The organism is Aeromonas sp. EERV15 (assembly GCF_900079845.1).
Classification (GTDB): domain Bacteria; phylum Pseudomonadota; class Gammaproteobacteria; order Enterobacterales; family Aeromonadaceae; genus Aeromonas; species Aeromonas sobria.
In genome coordinates this window covers 26,663-42,381 of the sequence record NZ_FKKY02000024.1, presented here as the reverse complement: position 1 = coordinate 42,381, position 15,719 = coordinate 26,663, and the positions used below count along the sequence as shown (strand labels likewise).

At 58.6% G+C, this 15,719-nt stretch carries 15 protein-coding genes; 10 read left to right on the top strand and 5 right to left on the bottom strand.

Annotation, left to right across the window (positions count from 1 at the left end):
- Window positions 1-147 precede the first annotated feature (147 nt).
- On the top strand, window positions 148-1,035 hold the full coding sequence (locus BN4575_RS18385) for an endonuclease/exonuclease/phosphatase family protein (protein ID WP_068979275.1): 888 nt from the start codon (window positions 148-150) through the stop codon (window positions 1,033-1,035).
- 396 nt (window positions 1,036-1,431) lie between these two features.
- On the opposite strand, the gene BN4575_RS18380 is transcribed toward BN4575_RS18385, so the two are convergent.
- The gene (locus tag BN4575_RS18380; protein WP_068979274.1) at window positions 1,432-2,145 is read right to left on the bottom strand and encodes a hypothetical protein; all 714 of its coding nucleotides are present in this window, start codon (window positions 2,143-2,145) and stop codon (window positions 1,432-1,434) included.
- A gap of 240 nt (window positions 2,146-2,385) precedes the next feature.
- Between BN4575_RS18380 and BN4575_RS18375 the strand changes: the two genes are divergently transcribed.
- Window positions 2,386-2,880 carry a DM13 domain-containing protein gene (locus BN4575_RS18375; protein ID WP_068979273.1) on the top strand — a complete coding sequence of 165 codons (495 nt, stop codon included), beginning with the start codon at window positions 2,386-2,388 and terminating at the stop codon, window positions 2,878-2,880.
- A 76-nt stretch (window positions 2,881-2,956) separates the two neighbouring features.
- Here BN4575_RS18375 and BN4575_RS18370 read toward each other — a convergent pair whose 3' ends face one another.
- Together BN4575_RS18370 and BN4575_RS18365 are read right to left on the bottom strand one after the other, a co-directional pair.
- Entirely contained in the window at window positions 2,957-5,221 is a 2,265-nt protein-coding gene (locus tag BN4575_RS18370) for a methyl-accepting chemotaxis protein (RefSeq protein WP_068979272.1), read from the bottom strand.
- A gap of 252 nt (window positions 5,222-5,473) precedes the next feature.
- Window positions 5,474-6,478 carry a substrate-binding domain-containing protein gene (locus BN4575_RS18365; RefSeq protein WP_042021087.1) on the bottom strand — a complete coding sequence of 335 codons (1,005 nt, stop codon included), beginning with the start codon at window positions 6,476-6,478 and terminating at the stop codon, window positions 5,474-5,476.
- A gap of 434 nt (window positions 6,479-6,912) precedes the next feature.
- Between BN4575_RS18365 and BN4575_RS18360 the strand changes: the two genes are divergently transcribed.
- From BN4575_RS18360 to BN4575_RS18325, 8 genes are all read left to right on the top strand, one after another.
- Window positions 6,913-8,034, top strand: coding sequence for a branched-chain amino acid ABC transporter substrate-binding protein (locus tag BN4575_RS18360; protein WP_042021088.1), 1,122 nt, complete (start codon window positions 6,913-6,915; stop codon window positions 8,032-8,034).
- A 68-nt stretch (window positions 8,035-8,102) separates the two neighbouring features.
- Window positions 8,103-9,029 (top strand): high-affinity branched-chain amino acid ABC transporter permease LivH, encoded by a 927-nt coding sequence (gene livH, locus BN4575_RS18355; protein WP_042021090.1) that lies wholly within the window; start codon window positions 8,103-8,105, stop codon window positions 9,027-9,029.
- 100 nt (window positions 9,030-9,129) lie between these two features.
- Complete coding sequence (locus BN4575_RS18350; RefSeq protein ID WP_068979271.1) at window positions 9,130-10,398, top strand: high-affinity branched-chain amino acid ABC transporter permease LivM; 1,269 nt, start codon at window positions 9,130-9,132, stop codon at window positions 10,396-10,398.
- 100 nt (window positions 10,399-10,498) lie between these two features.
- The gene (livG, locus tag BN4575_RS18345; protein WP_042021094.1) at window positions 10,499-11,272 is read left to right on the top strand and encodes a high-affinity branched-chain amino acid ABC transporter ATP-binding protein LivG; all 774 of its coding nucleotides are present in this window, start codon (window positions 10,499-10,501) and stop codon (window positions 11,270-11,272) included.
- A 10-nt stretch (window positions 11,273-11,282) separates the two neighbouring features.
- The gene (locus BN4575_RS18340) at window positions 11,283-11,984 is read left to right on the top strand and encodes an ABC transporter ATP-binding protein (protein WP_042021096.1); all 702 of its coding nucleotides are present in this window, start codon (window positions 11,283-11,285) and stop codon (window positions 11,982-11,984) included.
- Window positions 11,985-12,106: 122 nt separating this feature from the next.
- Window positions 12,107-12,430 (top strand): thiosulfate sulfurtransferase GlpE, encoded by a 324-nt coding sequence (gene glpE / locus BN4575_RS18335; protein ID WP_068979270.1) that lies wholly within the window; start codon window positions 12,107-12,109, stop codon window positions 12,428-12,430.
- Window positions 12,427-13,260: a rhomboid family intramembrane serine protease GlpG gene (glpG, locus tag BN4575_RS18330; RefSeq protein WP_068979269.1), complete on the top strand. Its 834-nt coding sequence runs from the start codon at window positions 12,427-12,429 to the stop codon at window positions 13,258-13,260. The genes glpE and glpG overlap by 4 nt, the downstream gene beginning before the upstream one ends.
- Window positions 13,261-13,404: 144 nt before the next feature.
- Window positions 13,405-13,662, top strand: a complete 258-nt coding sequence (locus BN4575_RS18325; protein ID WP_068979268.1) for a ubiquinone biosynthesis accessory factor UbiK — start codon at window positions 13,405-13,407, stop codon at window positions 13,660-13,662.
- 57 nt (window positions 13,663-13,719) lie between these two features.
- Here the strand turns inward: BN4575_RS18325 and BN4575_RS18320 are convergent, their stop codons facing one another.
- Window positions 13,720-14,751, bottom strand: a complete 1,032-nt coding sequence (locus BN4575_RS18320; protein ID WP_256029013.1) for a diguanylate cyclase domain-containing protein — start codon at window positions 14,749-14,751, stop codon at window positions 13,720-13,722.
- 205 nt (window positions 14,752-14,956) lie between these two features.
- A complete protein-coding gene (gene fre, locus BN4575_RS18315; protein WP_068979266.1) occupies window positions 14,957-15,655 on the bottom strand; it encodes an NAD(P)H-flavin reductase in 699 nt (232 codons plus the stop codon).
- Window positions 15,656-15,719 lie beyond the last annotated feature (64 nt).

The following is a 15,719-nucleotide window of genomic DNA, read 5'->3' as shown; positions in this document are numbered from 1 at the left end:
TCACAATAACAGCAAAAACAACTTGGTTAATTCTCATCGAAAATTTAGTGTATAAAAATCAGAGGTTGAATATAAAAACCTCCATAAAACCATTCCATTTCAGATAAAAACATCACGCACAATACAGCATTTTCTATAGAGATATTTATGAACAAACTATACAGTCTTTTTTTCATTGGGGCGCTAACACTTCCACTCTGTGCCAATGCTCAGGATGGGCGTGCCAACAACAACCAGAACAGCCGTGAAGTGGCCAGTGCCATGAACGGGTTATCCAACAAGGTGTTTGCACAAAATAAAGGCCCATCCATTACTGTTGCCACGTTCAATATTGGTGCGGCAAAAGTGTCAAATATCAGCGCTATTGCAGCAGCAATAAAGGCTAGCTCAGCAGATATTGTTGCTTTGCAGGAAGTTGATCAACTAACAAAGCGCAGTGGCAATATCGATCACTTGGCTGAATTAAAAAAACTCACCGGCATGAATGGTGTGTTTGGTGCAGCAATTGACTTTGATGGTGGTAAATATGGTTTGGCATTCTTGTCAAAATATCCGATCAAAACCAAAGAAATTGTACAGCTGCCATCCGGCAACAGAGAACAACGAATAGCGCTGATCACCGAAGTTTCCGTGCCGGGCTTCCCGGCCACCATTACCGCAATCAACACCCATCTGGATACCAAGGAGAATCCAGAAATGCGGATTGGCCAAATCCAGGAGCTTAATGACAGGACAATTGAAATTCGTGGCATAAAAGTGCTCATGGGTGATTTTAATGACACACCAGAGACCGCCAGCATCAAGGAAGTCACAAAATACTGGAACTCGATAACCCCACTAAATCGGGAGCATCGTACATGGCCTGCAAATAACCCTGAAATCGGGGTTGACTACATTTTTACCAGCAATGCGCAGCGCTGGAATATCAAAAATGTCACCATTCCGGCCCAGACCGGTGTTTATGCCGGGATCAATTGGCCAACCGTCAGCGATCATCTGCCAATTATGGCGACACTGCAATTAACCGAACAGTAATTAGGTGGTCAATTCCTGAGGCTTTTTGCTTTTATAGCATGCACTTCTGGATATCACGCCCCGAGAGGAAAATACTCTCGGGGCTATGACATATCCTCTTGCCAGCCCATAGCCATTGATTAGCTGAAGGCCTAATTGAGACTTGTTGTATATCGCTCTTTCCTCTATAGCTACCCCCGATTTACCCCCTCCGGCTGGCCAACCCTGACTCGCGGCAGCAGCCGGAACAACAGCCTCTCGATCGTCCGATTACGCTGCGCTAATCGAACCTGCATAAGGCGGTGAGATATGGTGCATGCCGGTCGGAAATCCGGGGCACCCACCTTTCTACACAAGTAATCATCTGACTGATGACTGACATCGTCACCAGCCCACTCAACCGGGGTTCATTGCTCGCTAGATGCTGGCGGAGGATGCCCGCCGTACCAGCAGCGGGGTTTCGCCGCTGATGCGGGCCACGTCGAGCTTGAGCTGGTCAATGCGTGACGGGTCCTGTTCGCACAGGTAGAGGACGTAGTGGGGCTCGCCATCGCGGTTCTTTTTCACTGCCTCGAAGGTGACGTTCTGCTGGCGCGCCCAGCGGCGCCACTTCTCGACGTTATCCGCCTGTTTGTAGACGCCGATCTTCAGCTTGGCTGGCTTCTGGTTAGGAACAGCTACCGGCTGCGGGATGGTGGTCTCGCGCGGCGGAAAGGCCAGCTCCATGGCATAGAGGGGGTCCGGCTGATCCATGGCAGCCACGCCAAACTCAGCCAGTGGCTGCGGCTCGTTGACCACCAGAGGAAGTGCCGCAAGGTGCAGGCGGGCAATGAAAACCAGCGAGGCCACCAGCGCCAGGCTGGTACAGATCAGCGCCCCGACCAGCTTGTTGCTGGCGCGAGCAGGCAGTGGCTGCGTAACCGGCACCACCACAATCGGCGGAGCTGACAGTGAAGTGGTGCCTGAGTGAAACGAGGGGAGCGGTCGCTCAGCAAGCACAGGCGCGATGGGCGGCTCGCTGGGTGCCTCACGCGCTGGCTCGGCGGGCAGCATAGTCTCGGGTTCGTCAGACGGCATCTGCGGGATCTGGCGTTCAGGCATGGACAGCAGGGATTTATTGGTCGGTTTCACTCTTTCGATTCCACGTTCGGCAACTGGCGCAGGGTTGTCAGCGGCGGGAGCCAAATCCGGCCACCAGCTCGGCGCTGGCAGCCATTATCCCGCCCCCCCTTGTACCGGAGCTTAAGGAGCGGTCTATTTTCGCGCGGCCGGTGCTGCGCAAACATCCTGCTCCATTACGCCGGACGACAAGCGGGCCAACCGGTGCCACTGCTATGATGCTGACTCCTGTTCATCAACGACCGAGATATCATGAAACGCAAAACCATGGCCCTGCTGGTGGGCACCCATCTGCTGGTCGCGGCGGCAGGCTTTGCCGCCGGTGTCTATACCCTGCCAATTCTGATCGCACCGCTCGCACCTGATACTGAGCAGGTAGCGGCCAGCCAGCAACAAGCCAGATTCCACGGCACCTTTCGTCGGGATCTGACAGACAGCGATCGGCTGCACTGGGGGGAAGGCAAGGTGAGCATAGGGCCGGATACCATCAGCCTGATGGGCAAGTTGGCCCCCGGGCCCGACTACCAGCTCTACCTCTCCCCCGAGTTTGTCGAGACCGAGGCCGATTTTGCCCGCCTCAAGGATCAGATGGTGCGGGTCGGGCCGGTGAAGACCTTCGACAACTTTATCGTGCCGCTGCCTGCCACGGTCGATCCGGCCCGTTACAGCAGCGTGATCGTCTGGTGTGACACCTTCGGCCAGTTCATCACCGCCGCCCGTTATCAGGATCAGCACCCGGTGCAGTAACCTCGCGCCCCTGACCAGCGCCATTAAAAAGGGCTGACATCGCTGTCAGCCCTTTGGCTATCCGGCCCGAGCGTGATTAACGCTCCGGCTGGGTCATCTCTCGCAACAGCTGATCGATACAACCGACCACTTTCTCGGAGTTCTGCTCGATCTCCCGGTAGAGGGCCTCCGCCTCGTCGTGCTTGTGCTGATTTTTAAGCTCGATGACCTGCTGGATCACCTGATGCAATCTGGCGTGAGGGGTGGCAATCGCCTTGAAGGCCGGTTGTGAACTGCAGCAAGATGCCCCCTCGCTGAAGTACCAGCGGCCGAGACGGCACTCCTTGTCACTGACCGCTTCGCTGCGCGACAACCCCTCCTGCCCATCCAGATAGGCGCGCACCCGGGTCTTCCAGCCCAGATGGGCGGCGCGGGCGCGGGTCAGCACCATCTGCACGTTGGAGCCATCCTGAAACTGCCCGGCCAGCTCTCCCAGCTTGTCCACCAGGGTCGCCACATGGGTGGCAATCTGGGCGGTATCCCGCGCCACCAGCGTGGTGGCCTGAGAGATCTCGTGGACGCTGACGATATTGCGGGTGATCTCGTCGCTCACCGAGGATTGTTCCTCCGAGGCGGCGGCGATCTGGGCGTTCATGTCGCGAATGCTGTTGACCGCCCCCTTGATCCGGCTGAGAGCATCCCCCGCCTGATTGGCCCGCTCCACCGATTCCCCCGCCTGCGAGACGCTGTGCTCGATCATGGTCACCGTCGCGCCCACCGCCCGTTGTAGCTGCTCGATGGTGCCGCGGATCTCGGCTGTGGAGTGCTGGGTGCGACCCGCCAGCGAGCGCACCTCGTCGGCCACTACCGCAAAACCGCGCCCCTGTTCACCGGCCCGGGCCGCCTCGATGGCGGCGTTGAGGGCCAGCAGGTTGGTCTGCTCGGCGATGGACTGGATCACCGCCAGCACCGAGCCAATCTGCTCGCTGGCCTTGGCGACCTCTCTCACCGTGTTGCCCGCGCTGGCAATCTCCTCAGCCAGCTGTTCGATCATGCTGACACTCTGCTGCACCACCTCATCGCCGGTGACCGCCTGATTGTCTGCCTCGCTGGCCGCCTCGGCCGCCTGCACCGTGTTGTGGGCCACTTCGTGCACCGTGCTGGTCATCTCGGTCATGGCAGTGGCAAGCTGGGTGGTCTGCTCCTGCTGGCGCGTCATGCTGCTGAGGTTACCCGCCGCACTGCGCGACAGCCGCTCGCTCTCGCCAGCCAGTTCGCCCAACGTGGTGGTGAGCTGGCTGATGGTGTCGCGGATCTTGGCAACGAAGACATTGAACGCCGACCCAAGGCGGCGGATCTCCTCCGGCCCCGCCACCGGCAGCTTGCTGCCCAGATCTCCGGAGCCGTTGGCCAGCGCCTCCAGCGCCTTGACGCTGTCGAGCAGCGGGCGGCTAAGACGCGCCAGCAGCAGCACCAGCGCAACTGCAATCAGGGCGGTGCCGAGCAGCGCGATCATCACCATCTGCCAACTCTGACGCGCCAACGCAGCGGCAACCACGCTGTGATCCCGTGCCAGCTCGATCACCCCGACCGCCTTGCCGGAGAAGTCGCGCAGCGGCGCCGCCATCACCAAAAAATCGCTCCCCTGCTGCTTGATGGTGGTGAAGCGGCTCTCGCCCGCCAGCACCCCCTGATACCAGTCTCCCGACTCGTTGAGCATGGCGGTGCCGGTCAGCATCACGGGTTTGCCCTGTTCAAACAGATAGATGGCGAGCCGACTGCCCTTGCCCAGCAGATCGGCAAACAGCGAGGCATCGAGGGCGCGGCCAAACTCCACCGAGCCAACCGGCTGGCCGTTGAAGGTAACCGGCACCACACCGCGGATCCCGGTGCCGCCCTGACCGGTCTCCAGCCCGCCCACCGGTTGATGGTTGCGGTTCACTTCGACCACCGCCAACCGGGTAGTGGAGAGGTCGTCGCCATGGTTCGCGGGTTTATGCACCCGATAGAGGGAGGTGGCCGGGGGAATGTGGAAGTGGAACTGCTGGATCCCCTGCGCCTTGAGGGCGGGCCAGAGCGGATCGAACAGACTGGCCAGCGTCTGCCAATCCTGGTCGGCCACCGCCTTGGCGGCATCCGGCCGCTGGGCAATCAAAGTCGCTGCCAGCATGGTTTCATGGCTGGCATTGCGGATCACCGATTCGATATTTTGCAGCTCGGTTTGCAGTGCGCCCTGTTCCGCCGTCACCGCCCGCTGGCGGTTTTCAAACAGGTTAAAGGTGAGCAAGACCACGGCGAGCAACACGATGCCGCTGATTGCCAGCAGCGTGATCTGGTGACCCAGCTTGCGAGGGGGGAACATAAGACACCATCCTTGACAGTCATATCCAACCTACAGCATGGAACGGATAAGATGGGAACCCATCAGAACTTAACCCTTTGTTGATATTGATCAAACGACCGACAGACAAAGTGAGAGGTGGCTCAAACGGTTGAAATAATCGCCAGCTGGACTGATATTCGCCGTTTGGGCAGCCACTTGAAATCCACCGATCCATAAACAAAAACCCCCTCGTGACAGAGGGGGTTTTTCATTGGGGCAATAGAGGTGTGATTAACCCAGCGCTTTGACCGAGCGACGGATGATCAACTCGGGCTGTACCGTCATTGACTCGACATCCAGCTCTTTGTTGCGGATCCGGCTGACCAGATGCTTGACCGCCAACAGACCGAGTTCGGCCTTGGGATGGCGGATGGTGGTCAGTGGCGGGCTGGAGAAGCGGGCCATCGCCACATCGTCGTAGCCGATCACAGAGATGTCATCAGGCACCTTGACCCCGGCTTCCCAAGCGGCACAGATAGCCCCGATTGCCATCGGATCGTCGAACGCGAACACCGCGGTCGGCCGGGGCTGCAAGGCCAGGATACGCTGCATGGCATCGAAGCCGCTCTGGCTCTCGTAATCCCCTTCAAAGATCTGTTCATCTTTGAGGGTCAGACCATGCTCGCCCAAGGCGTCGCGCACCCCGTCCAGTCGCTGCTGGGTGGTCTCTTTAGAGACCTGACCAGTGATACAGACGATATCGGTGTGCCCCAGTTCCAGCAGATGGCGCACAGCCATGCCGGCACCGATGCGAGCGTTATCGTTGATCACGTTGGCGAAATCGCACTCCGTACCCCAATCCAGCACCACCTGTGGCACATGTTTGTGGATGCGCAACATATCGCGCAACGGAGTATCGATATCAGTACCCAATACCAGCAGGCCATCCACCCGTTTTTCCATCAGCATTCTCAAGTAATGCTGCTGGCGGGGCGGCTGGTTTTCGGTGTTGCAGAGGATCAGGCTGTAGCCTTGTTCGAAGCAGTACGCTTCGACCCCTTGCACCACTTCGGCAAAGAAGGGGTTTACGCTGGTGGTCACCAGCATGCCAATGGTCTTGGTCGAATTGATTTTTAGACTGCGCGCTACCGAGTTGGGCGCGTAGTTGAGTTCTGCCACCGCCTCAATCACTTTCTGGGTCGCGTCTTCGCTGACCCGCCGAGTGTGGTTGAGCACATGTGAGACGGTGGAGATGGATACGCCTGCGCGAGAGGCGACATCCTTGATAGTGGCCATCTCAGTCTCCTGACTGTCAAAGGCGGAACATTAGCAGATTTCCCGAATAAAGGCTTGGTTTTAACGGGCTCGGCCACGGAATTGTCAATGCTGGCTAATCTATGCGCCCATTTGTATTTGCGCAAATTAATTGTGGTCAAAATGGGAGCGCCATCAGGGTAAATTATCACCAGATTAATCCTCTGGCATTTCACCAACCAGCAACTCGTTGCCAAGATGTTAAGAGGCAAAATCAATATTAAATTCTAAACCAACAAAAATAACAGGTCATTAGTTTCAAAATACCCCCATCCAACCCCCTCTGGTTAGTATCTTTAACAGCTTGTTATTGTCCCGTGAGGAATGATAGAACCTTATCTACTGCCGGACATGTGGGATCAAGATCCGGAACAAGGTACGGAAATGAAATAATTCACTGATTAAGGGACGAATCAATGCATAAGTTGAGCAAAATAACAGTAAGCGCAGCGGTTTCTTTGGCTCTGTTTGGATCGATATCCATCGCCAATGCAGCAGACACCATCAAGATTGGTATCGCCGGTCCGGTCACTGGTCCGGTCGCTCAATACGGCGACATGCAGTTCACCGGCGGCAAGATGGCGGTAGAGCAGATCAACAAGGCTGGCGGCATCGCTGGCAAGCAGATTGAGGCGATCGTCTATGACGACGCCTGCGACCCCAAGCAAGCGGTGGCAGTCGCCAACAAGGTGGTGAACGACGGCGTTAAGTTCGTGGTCGGTCACCTCTGTTCCGACAACACCCTGCCCGCGTCCGACATCTATGAAGACGAGGGGATCCTGATGATTACCCCCGCCTCCACCAACCCCAAGATCACCGAGCGCGGTTACCAGCTGACCCTGCGTACCATAGGTCTGGATAGCGATCAGGGCCCGACTGCCGCCAAGTACATCATCGAGCAGGTCAAACCCCAGCGCGTCGCTGTTATCCACGACAAGAAGCAGTACGGTGAAGGGATCGCCTCCAGCGTCAAGGCATCGCTCGACAAGGCGGGCGTCAAAGTGGTGGCCTTTGAAGGGATCACCGCCGGTGACAAGGACTTCTCCGCCCTGATCGCCAAGCTGCAGAAAGAGAACGTCGATTTCGTCTACTACGGCGGCTATCACCCGGAGTTGGGGCTGATCCTGCGCCAATCTGCCGAGAAAGGGTTGAAAGCCAAGTTTATGGGCCCGGAAGGGGTGGGTAACAAGGATATCTCCGCCATCGGCGGCCCGGCGTCCGAAGGACTGCTGGTCACCCTGCCGAACAAGTACGATCTGGTCCCTGCCAACGCCCCGCTGGTTGCGGCATTCAAGGCCAAGGGTCAGGACTCTTCCGGTCCGTTCGTCTGGACCACCTATGCCGCGGTGCAAACCCTGGCAGCCGGTATCGCCAAAGCGGGTGAAGATGACCCGGCCGCCGTGGCCGCCGCCATCAAGGCAACCCCAATCGATACCGTGATGGGCAACCTGAACTGGGCACCGAACGGTGACCTGAAAGGCTTCGAATTCGGGGTGTTCCAGTGGCACGCTGACGGTACCTCCAGCCAAGTCAAATAATCTGCCGATTTGGGGGTGAGCCTCACTCACCCCCTCCTCTCTTTGCGGGCAAGTACAGGGAACGCAGTATGTCCGAACACCTCCTTTATCTGGTTCAGCAGCTGCTGAACGGATTAACCATAGGCAGCACCTATGCGTTGATCGCCATCGGCTACACCATGGTCTATGGCATCATCGGCATGATCAACTTCGCCCACGGCGAGGTTTACATGATCGGCTCCTATGTCGCTTTCATGGTGATGGCGGGGCTCATGATGATGGGCATCGACAGCACCTTTCTACTGCTGGGGGGCGCCTTCCTGGTCAGTATCGTCATCACCGGCACCTATGGCTGGAGCATCGAGCGGGTCGCCTATCGGCCGCTGCGCGGTGGTAACCGGTTGATCCCCCTCATCTCCGCTATCGGCATGTCGATCTTCTTGCAGAACATGATGCGGATGGCCCAGGGCTCGCGGGATATCGCCATGCCCACCCTGATCTCCGGTGGTTGGACCCTGGGGGGCGAGGATGGTTTTCAGGCCAGCCTCTCTTACATGCAGCTGATCATCTTCGTGGTGACTTTTATCACCATGCTGGCGCTGACCCAGTTCATCAACCGCTCCCGCATGGGCCGCGCCTGCCGTGCCTGCTCGGAAGATATCAAGATGGCCAACCTGCTGGGGATCGACACCCACGTGGTCATCTCCATCACCTTCGTGCTGGGGGCCGCGCTGGCCGCCATCGCCGGGGTGCTGCTCGGCATGTATTACGGCGTCATCAACCCCTATCTCGGCTTTATGGCCGGTCTGAAAGCCTTCACGGCCGCGGTATTGGGTGGCATCGGCAGCATTCCGGGCGCCGTGCTCGGTGGCCTGCTGCTGGGGGTGGTTGAAGCGCTCACCGCCGGTTATCTCAGCACCGAGTACAAGGATGTGATGGCGTTTGCCCTGCTTATCTTTGTGCTGCTGTTTATGCCCACCGGCATTCTGGGTCGCCCGGAGGTAGAAAAAGTATGATGAAACATCCATTCACTCATGCAGATACCACCACTCTGATGCTGCTCTCTCTGCCCAGCAGCGGCACCCGTGGTCGCCCGCAACTTTTGGAGGTGAAGGCATGAAAAGCCAATTCATCCACGCCAGCATCGCCAGTCTGGTGTTACTGGTGCTCTCCTTCTGGCTGCTCGGCTTTCGTTTTGAGTCAGAGGGGGGTCAATTACTGATCGTCAGCCGCCTCGATGTGTCGCTGGCCTGGTTGCTGGGCGGTGCCACCCTGGTGTTCTGGTTCCAGCTGATGCGCGGCCAGATCAGTCGGCTGTTCCACTCCTCCATCAGTGGCTTCTCGGTCGGCTTCACCAAGCTGGTGCTGCCAAGTCAGGAAGAGGCGCCTCGGCTCTACAACACCACTGCGGTGCTGGTGCTGCTGTTTGCGGTGCTCTGGCCCTTTATGGCCTCGCGCGGTGCCATCGATCTGGCTACCCTCACCCTGATTTACATCATGCTGGGGTTGGGCTTGAACGTAGTGGTGGGTCTGGCGGGGCTGCTCGATCTCGGCTATGTCGGCTTCTATGCGGTCGGCGCTTACAGCTATGCCCTGCTCAACACCTATTTCGGTCTGAGCTTTTGGGAGTGCCTGCCTATCGCCGGGCTGATGGCCGCCACCTTCGGCTTCCTGCTCGGCTTTCCGGTGCTGCGGCTACGGGGGGATTATCTGGCCATCGTCACCCTGGGCTTTGGCGAGATCATCCGTATCCTGCTCAACAATATGACCTCCCTGACCGGCGGCCCGAACGGGATCTCCGGCATCCCGAAACCGACCCTGGCCGGGCTGGAGTTCAACCGCACCGTCAAGGATGGCGGCTGGGAGACTTTCCACGAATTTTTTGGCATCACCTATAACGCCAACCACAAGGTGATCTTCCTCTACCTGATGGCGCTGCTGCTGGTAGTGGCGACCCTGTTCGTCATCAACCGTCTGCTGCGGATGCCGCTCGGCCGCGCCTGGGAAGCACTGCGAGAAGACGAGATCGCCTGCAAGTCGTTGGGGCTCAACCCCACCATCATCAAGCTGACCGCCTTCACCATAGGCGCCACCTTTGCCGGTTTCGCCGGTAGCTTCTTCGCCTCGCGGCAGGGCTTTATCAGCCCGGAATCCTTCGTCTTTATCGAGTCGGCCATAGTGCTCGCTATCGTGGTGCTGGGGGGCATGGGCTCCCAGATCGGGGTGGTGCTGGCCGCCATCGTGATGACGGTGCTGCCGGAGCTGGCCCGTGAATTCAACGAGTACCGCATGCTGATGTTCGGTCTGTTGATGGTGTTCATGATGATCTGGCGGCCACAAGGATTGCTGCCGATGACCCGTCCGCATCTGGAGTTGAAGAAATGAGTACCCATCAGAAGTTCATAGATGTCTCTGATCTGTCGATGCGCTATGTGGCCGAATGGCTGGCAGTGACTTGCTCCACATCGAATAGGGAGCTGAAAAAATGAGTGCCAATCAGAAGTTATTGGAAGTCTCTGATCTGTCGATGCGCTTTGGGGGTCTGCTGGCAGTCAACGGGGTCAAACTGGATATCGACAAGGGCGAGGTGATCTCCATCATCGGCCCCAACGGCGCGGGCAAGACCACCATCTTCAACTGCCTGACCGGCTTCTACAGCCCGAGTGGCGGCACCATCCGCTACAAGGGTGAGGAGATCCAGGGGCTGCCCGGCCACCTCATCGCTCGCAAGGGGATAGTGCGAACCTTCCAGCATGTGCGGCTGTTCAAGGAGATGACGGCGGTGGAGAACCTGCTGGTCGCCCAGCACCAGCACCTCAACACCAACTTTATCGCCGGTCTGTTCAAGACCCCGGCCTTTCGCCGTGCCGAGCAAGAGGGGCTGGAGCGAGCCGCGTTCTGGCTGGAGAAGGTGGGGCTCACGGATCTTGCCAACCGCGCCGCAGGCAATCTGGCCTACGGTCAGCAGCGCCGCCTCGAGATCGCCCGCTGCATGGCAGCCCGGCCCGAGCTGCTGATGCTGGATGAACCGGCTGCAGGCCTGAACCCGAAAGAGACCGACGAGCTGGATGAATTGATCACCTCTTTGCGGGACGAATTCGGCGTCTCTGTGCTGCTGATCGAGCACGATATGAAGCTGGTGATGGGCATCTCCAACCGCATCTTCGTGGTCAATCAGGGCACACCGCTGGCCCACGGCAAGCCGGATGAGATCCGCAACAATCCGGCAGTGATCAAGGCCTATCTGGGCGAGTCGTAAGGAAAACAAGATGTTAGAACTTCGCAACGTATCGACCCACTACGGCAAAATTCAGGCGCTGCACGATGTCAGCGTCGAGGTAAAAGAGGGGGAGATCGTCACCCTGATCGGTGCCAACGGCGCTGGCAAGACTACCTTGCTGATGACCCTCTGTGGTGAACCCAAGCCCAGCAGCGGCTCCATCTGGTTTGAAGGTGAACAGATCAGCTCCCTCACCACCGCCCGCATCATGCGCAAGGATATCGCCGTGGTGCCAGAAGGGCGCCGCATCTTCGCCCGCCTGACGGTGGAGGAGAACCTGTTGATGGGGGCCTTCTTTGTCGACAAGGCCGAACAGCCCGCCCTGCTGGATCAGGTGTTCACCCTGTTCCCGCGGCTGCACGAACGGCTGCAACAGCGGGCGGGCACCATGTCTGGCGGCGAGCAGCAGATGCTGGCCATCGGCCGCGCCCTGATGAGCAAACCGCGCCTGCTGCTGCTGGATGAACCCTCGCTGGGGCTGGCCCCCATCATCATCCAGCAGATCTTCGACACCATAGAGCAGCTGCGCCAGAAGGGGATGACCATCTTTCTGGTGGAGCAGAACGCCAACCAGGCGCTCAAACTGGCCGACCGCGGCTATGTGCTGGAGAACGGCCACGTGGTGCTGCAAGACACGGGCGCTGCCCTGCTGGCCAACCCTGCGGTACGGCAGGCTTATCTCGGTGGCTGAGCCTGGAACGGCGCTGACATAACGACAAGGGAGCCGCTGGCTCCCTTATCTTTTGTGGGGTTAGTTTGCGCCCCGGCTTGCGGTACACTGACCCGTAATCAACCTATTCGCAGGACATTTCAATGGACCAGTTTGCCCATATCAGTGCCCATGATGCTCACCAAAAACTGAGCGCCGGTGATGCTCGACTGGTGGATATTCGCGACCCGCAATCGTTCGAAACGGCCCATGCGGTCGGCGCTTATCACCTCACCAACGGCTCCCTGGTGCGCTTCATGAATGAAGTGGATTTCGATACCCCGGTCATAGTGATGTGCTATCACGGCAACAGCAGTCAGGGGGCCGCCCAATACCTGCTGCAACAGGGCTATGACGAGGTCTACAGCATGGATGGCGGCTTCGAGGCGTGGCGCCGGGAGTTTCCCATCGAGGCAGGCGAGGCATGATCCAGCTGCTGGTGCTCGACAACGCCCGCATGGCGCAGGCGCTGGTGGACTATCTGGCGACCCTGGGCATCTCCTGCGAACTGACCCAATCAGAGCTGGGGGTCACCATCTGGCTGGCAGACGAGCAGCGCCTCGCCCAAGCCCAGCTGGAGGTGAAGCGCTTCCTGACTGAACCAAACCACCCGCGCTATATGGAAGCCTCCTGGCAGTCTGGCCAAGCCAATGCCCGCATTGACTACAGCAAGGGGATGATGGATCCGGTCACCGATTTTCTCCATCAAGCGGGACCACTGACCCTGGTAGTGATCATCGCCTGCCTCGCCATCTACGGGATCGATGCCATCGGCCTGCCAATCTTCAACGAGCTGGCGTTCCACCCGACCTTGACCCAGTTCACCGACTGGCAGGCATGGCGCTATTTCACCCCCGCCCTGATCCACTTCTCGGTGCTCCATCTGGTGTTCAACTTGCTGTGGTGGTGGTATCTGGGGGGCCAGATCGAACAACGTCTTGGCAGCGGCAAGCTGCTGATCTTGCTGCTGATCGGGGCGGCCTTGCCCAATATCGCCGAGTTCTTCGTCAGCGGCCCGCTGTTTGGCGGCCTCTCTGGTGTGGTCTATGCCCTGCTCGGCTACTGCTGGCTGCGCAGCAAGCTGCAACCAGCCTGTGGCCTGACTCTGCCACCGGCGCTGATGGGCTTTATGCTGTTCTGGCTGGTGCTCGGTTTCTTCGACATGCTTGGTGCCAAAACCGCCAATATGGCTCATCTTGTCGGCCTGCTAGTCGGCCTGCTGCAAGGCTGGCTGGATAGAAATCACCAACCTGCCTGAGATGTGCAAGCTGCCTGCAGAAACGACAACGCCGCCCTTCGGGGTGGCGTTTAGCTGATGGCACAAAGCGTAAAAAGCCACCGCGATCTCGGCAAAGTGAGGGAATTGTCGGTAGAATGTCAGCCAACGCTTAAGGAGAACGTCATGATCGACCCGAAGAAACTGGAAGAGATCGCCAAGCAGGTACACAACTCCCTGCCGCCCGGCATTCGTAGCATGGGTGAAGAGGCCGAGAAGAAGATGCGTCAGGTACTGCAAGCCCAGCTGGGCAAGCTGGATCTGGTCAGCCGCGAAGAGTTCGACGTGCAGACCAAGGTGCTGCTGCGTACCCGGGAAAAACTGGCCGCCATCGAAAGCAAGCTGGCTCAGCTCGAACAGCAGTTCAGCGCCAAAGGCGAATAACAAAAACCCCAGCTCGGCTGGGGTTTTTGTTATGTGATGGTCAGCCGAATGGCTCAATCAAGCATGTAGCAGATGCCAGGCCCGTTTTCCCCGTGCCTTGGCTTCATACATGGCCCTGTCCGCCACATCCAGCACCTCTCTTAACGACAATTCGGCCTCCCATAGCGCAATGCCTATGCTCATCCCGACCCGGAGCGGGCAATCGGGTTGCGGCACATAACGCTGTATCTCGCTGATCAGGACATCGGCCAACTGGGCCGAGGTGTGACTCGATACCTCATGATGCAGATGGACCACAAATTCATCGCCACCGTAGCGACCACACAGTGCCGACGCCGGCATGATGCGCCGCAACCACTGCGCGATCTGCTGCAGCACCCGGTCGCCACAGGCGTGACCCAGCTGGTCATTTATCCCTTTAAAATCATCCAGATCGATAAACAGCAAAGCCCTTGGCCCCTGCGGCTTTAACTGCTTGAAGGCCTTGCCAAATCCCTGCCGGTTGAGCAACCCGGTCAGGGCGTCGCTGTTGGCGCGCTCTGCCAGCTGTAGCTCATACGCCTTGCGCTGGGTGATATCGATGTGGGAACCCATGATCCGCAGCGGCTTGCCGTCACCATCCCAATCGACGACCCGCCCCCGATCCCACAGCCAGGTAATCTCGCCCTCCGGGCTGACGGTGCGATATTCGGCTTCATAGCAGGGAGTCAGCCCCTGCAGGTGGTCATGGTAGTGGGCCAGGGTGTGGCTACGATCATCAGGATGGAGCTTGGCGCTCCACAGATCGAAATGAGGGGCCATATCTCCGGCCTGGAAGTTCTGCAGATTGAATACCCGCAGCTCACCGGTGGGAATGGAGCCCTGCCAGAGGCAGATACCGGTGCCATCGAGGGCGGCATTGAGCTTCTCTTGCAGCAGGTTATTTTCACGCTTCAGGGCCGCTATTTCAGCCTGCAAACGGGCACGTTCACCACCATGAAGAGACGGGTTTGGCATCGCGACCCATTCAGCACGACGGGCCTCACCCGCGACATCCTCTGCAGCTACCCGGCCCTCTTCACTCAACGCTACCCCTCCTTGTGCTGTCACTTCGGATATCCTTATCCAGCCTGCTGATCATCACCGACCAAGATGCCACCAGCCACGGCTAATTAGTAGCCATTCATCTCAAAAATGACGAAAAATCATGGGATAACACCGAGTTCGTCGCGCCACGCCCGCTCACGATAACAACCCCGAAAAAACAGCAGCCCCCGGTCACACCGGGGGCTGCATCAGCCAACCCTGCTGTTGGTCAGATAAATTCGTAGGCATCACCGAAGATGCGCTCCGGCTCGGCACCGAGGATCTTGAACTCCTCCCGCGCCGCACCCGCCATCTCGAAACGACCGGCCACATAGATGTCGTAGTCGTGCAGACTGACGAAGTCATCCATGATCGCCTTGTGCACCAGCCCGCTCTTGCCAGTCCAGTCAGCCTCCGGCTCCTGCACCACCGGGATGAAGGTGAGCGGTGCGTAGTCACGCTCCCACTGCTGCATCTGCTCCAGCTCGTAGAGCCAGTGAGCCTGACGCACACCCCAGTAGAAGAACACCGGACGCTTGCTGCCTTTGTCGATCAGATATTCCAGAATGGAGCGGGCGTAAGAGAAGCCGGTGCCACCCGCCATCAGGATCAGTGGACGGGGGGACTCATCGCGCAGGAACGCCTTGCCAGCCGGCAATTCGACCTCGATCTCGCCCTGCTCGCGCATCCGGGCCAGCACCTGACCGGCGTAGGCATTTTCGGGAGTGGCACCAATTTGCAGCTCCAGCACACCCGGGCGGGTCGGCGAGTTGGCGATGGAGAAGGGGCGCTTGTCCGAATCGCTCATCACCACCAGCAGATACTGGCCCGGCTTGAAGCTGATCTCTTGCTGCGGCGTCAGTGCCACATGCCAGATGGTGTCGACATATTCGCGCAGTTCCTCTACGCGGCATTTGATACGTTGCATTCTTGTCCTTGTGGCGGGCTCGCTCGGCCCGCTTCGCTCATTGTTTCACTATGGAATGACGACC

Bases quoted from the DNA above. Each gene is read 5' to 3' on its own strand.
- BN4575_RS18350 (WP_068979271.1), top strand. From the start codon at position 9,130: ATGAAAAGCCAATTCATCCACGCCAGCATCGCCAGTCTGGTGTTACTG.
- fre (WP_068979266.1), bottom strand. From the start codon at position 15,655: ATGCAACGTATCAAATGCCGCGTAGAGGAACTGCGCGAATATGTCGAC.
- livH (WP_042021090.1), top strand. From the start codon at position 8,103: ATGTCCGAACACCTCCTTTATCTGGTTCAGCAGCTGCTGAACGGATTA.
- livG (WP_042021094.1), top strand. From the start codon at position 10,499: ATGAGTGCCAATCAGAAGTTATTGGAAGTCTCTGATCTGTCGATGCGC.
- BN4575_RS18325 (WP_068979268.1), top strand. From the start codon at position 13,405: ATGATCGACCCGAAGAAACTGGAAGAGATCGCCAAGCAGGTACACAAC.
- BN4575_RS18375 (WP_068979273.1), top strand. From the start codon at position 2,386: ATGAAACGCAAAACCATGGCCCTGCTGGTGGGCACCCATCTGCTGGTC.
- BN4575_RS18360 (WP_042021088.1), top strand. From the start codon at position 6,913: ATGCATAAGTTGAGCAAAATAACAGTAAGCGCAGCGGTTTCTTTGGCT.
- BN4575_RS18340 (WP_042021096.1), top strand. From the start codon at position 11,283: ATGTTAGAACTTCGCAACGTATCGACCCACTACGGCAAAATTCAGGCG.
- BN4575_RS18370 (WP_068979272.1), bottom strand. From the start codon at position 5,221: ATGTTCCCCCCTCGCAAGCTGGGTCACCAGATCACGCTGCTGGCAATC.
- glpE (WP_068979270.1), top strand. From the start codon at position 12,107: ATGGACCAGTTTGCCCATATCAGTGCCCATGATGCTCACCAAAAACTG.
- BN4575_RS18385 (WP_068979275.1), top strand. From the start codon at position 148: ATGAACAAACTATACAGTCTTTTTTTCATTGGGGCGCTAACACTTCCA.
- glpG (WP_068979269.1), top strand. From the start codon at position 12,427: ATGATCCAGCTGCTGGTGCTCGACAACGCCCGCATGGCGCAGGCGCTG.
- BN4575_RS18365 (WP_042021087.1), bottom strand. From the start codon at position 6,478: ATGGCCACTATCAAGGATGTCGCCTCTCGCGCAGGCGTATCCATCTCC.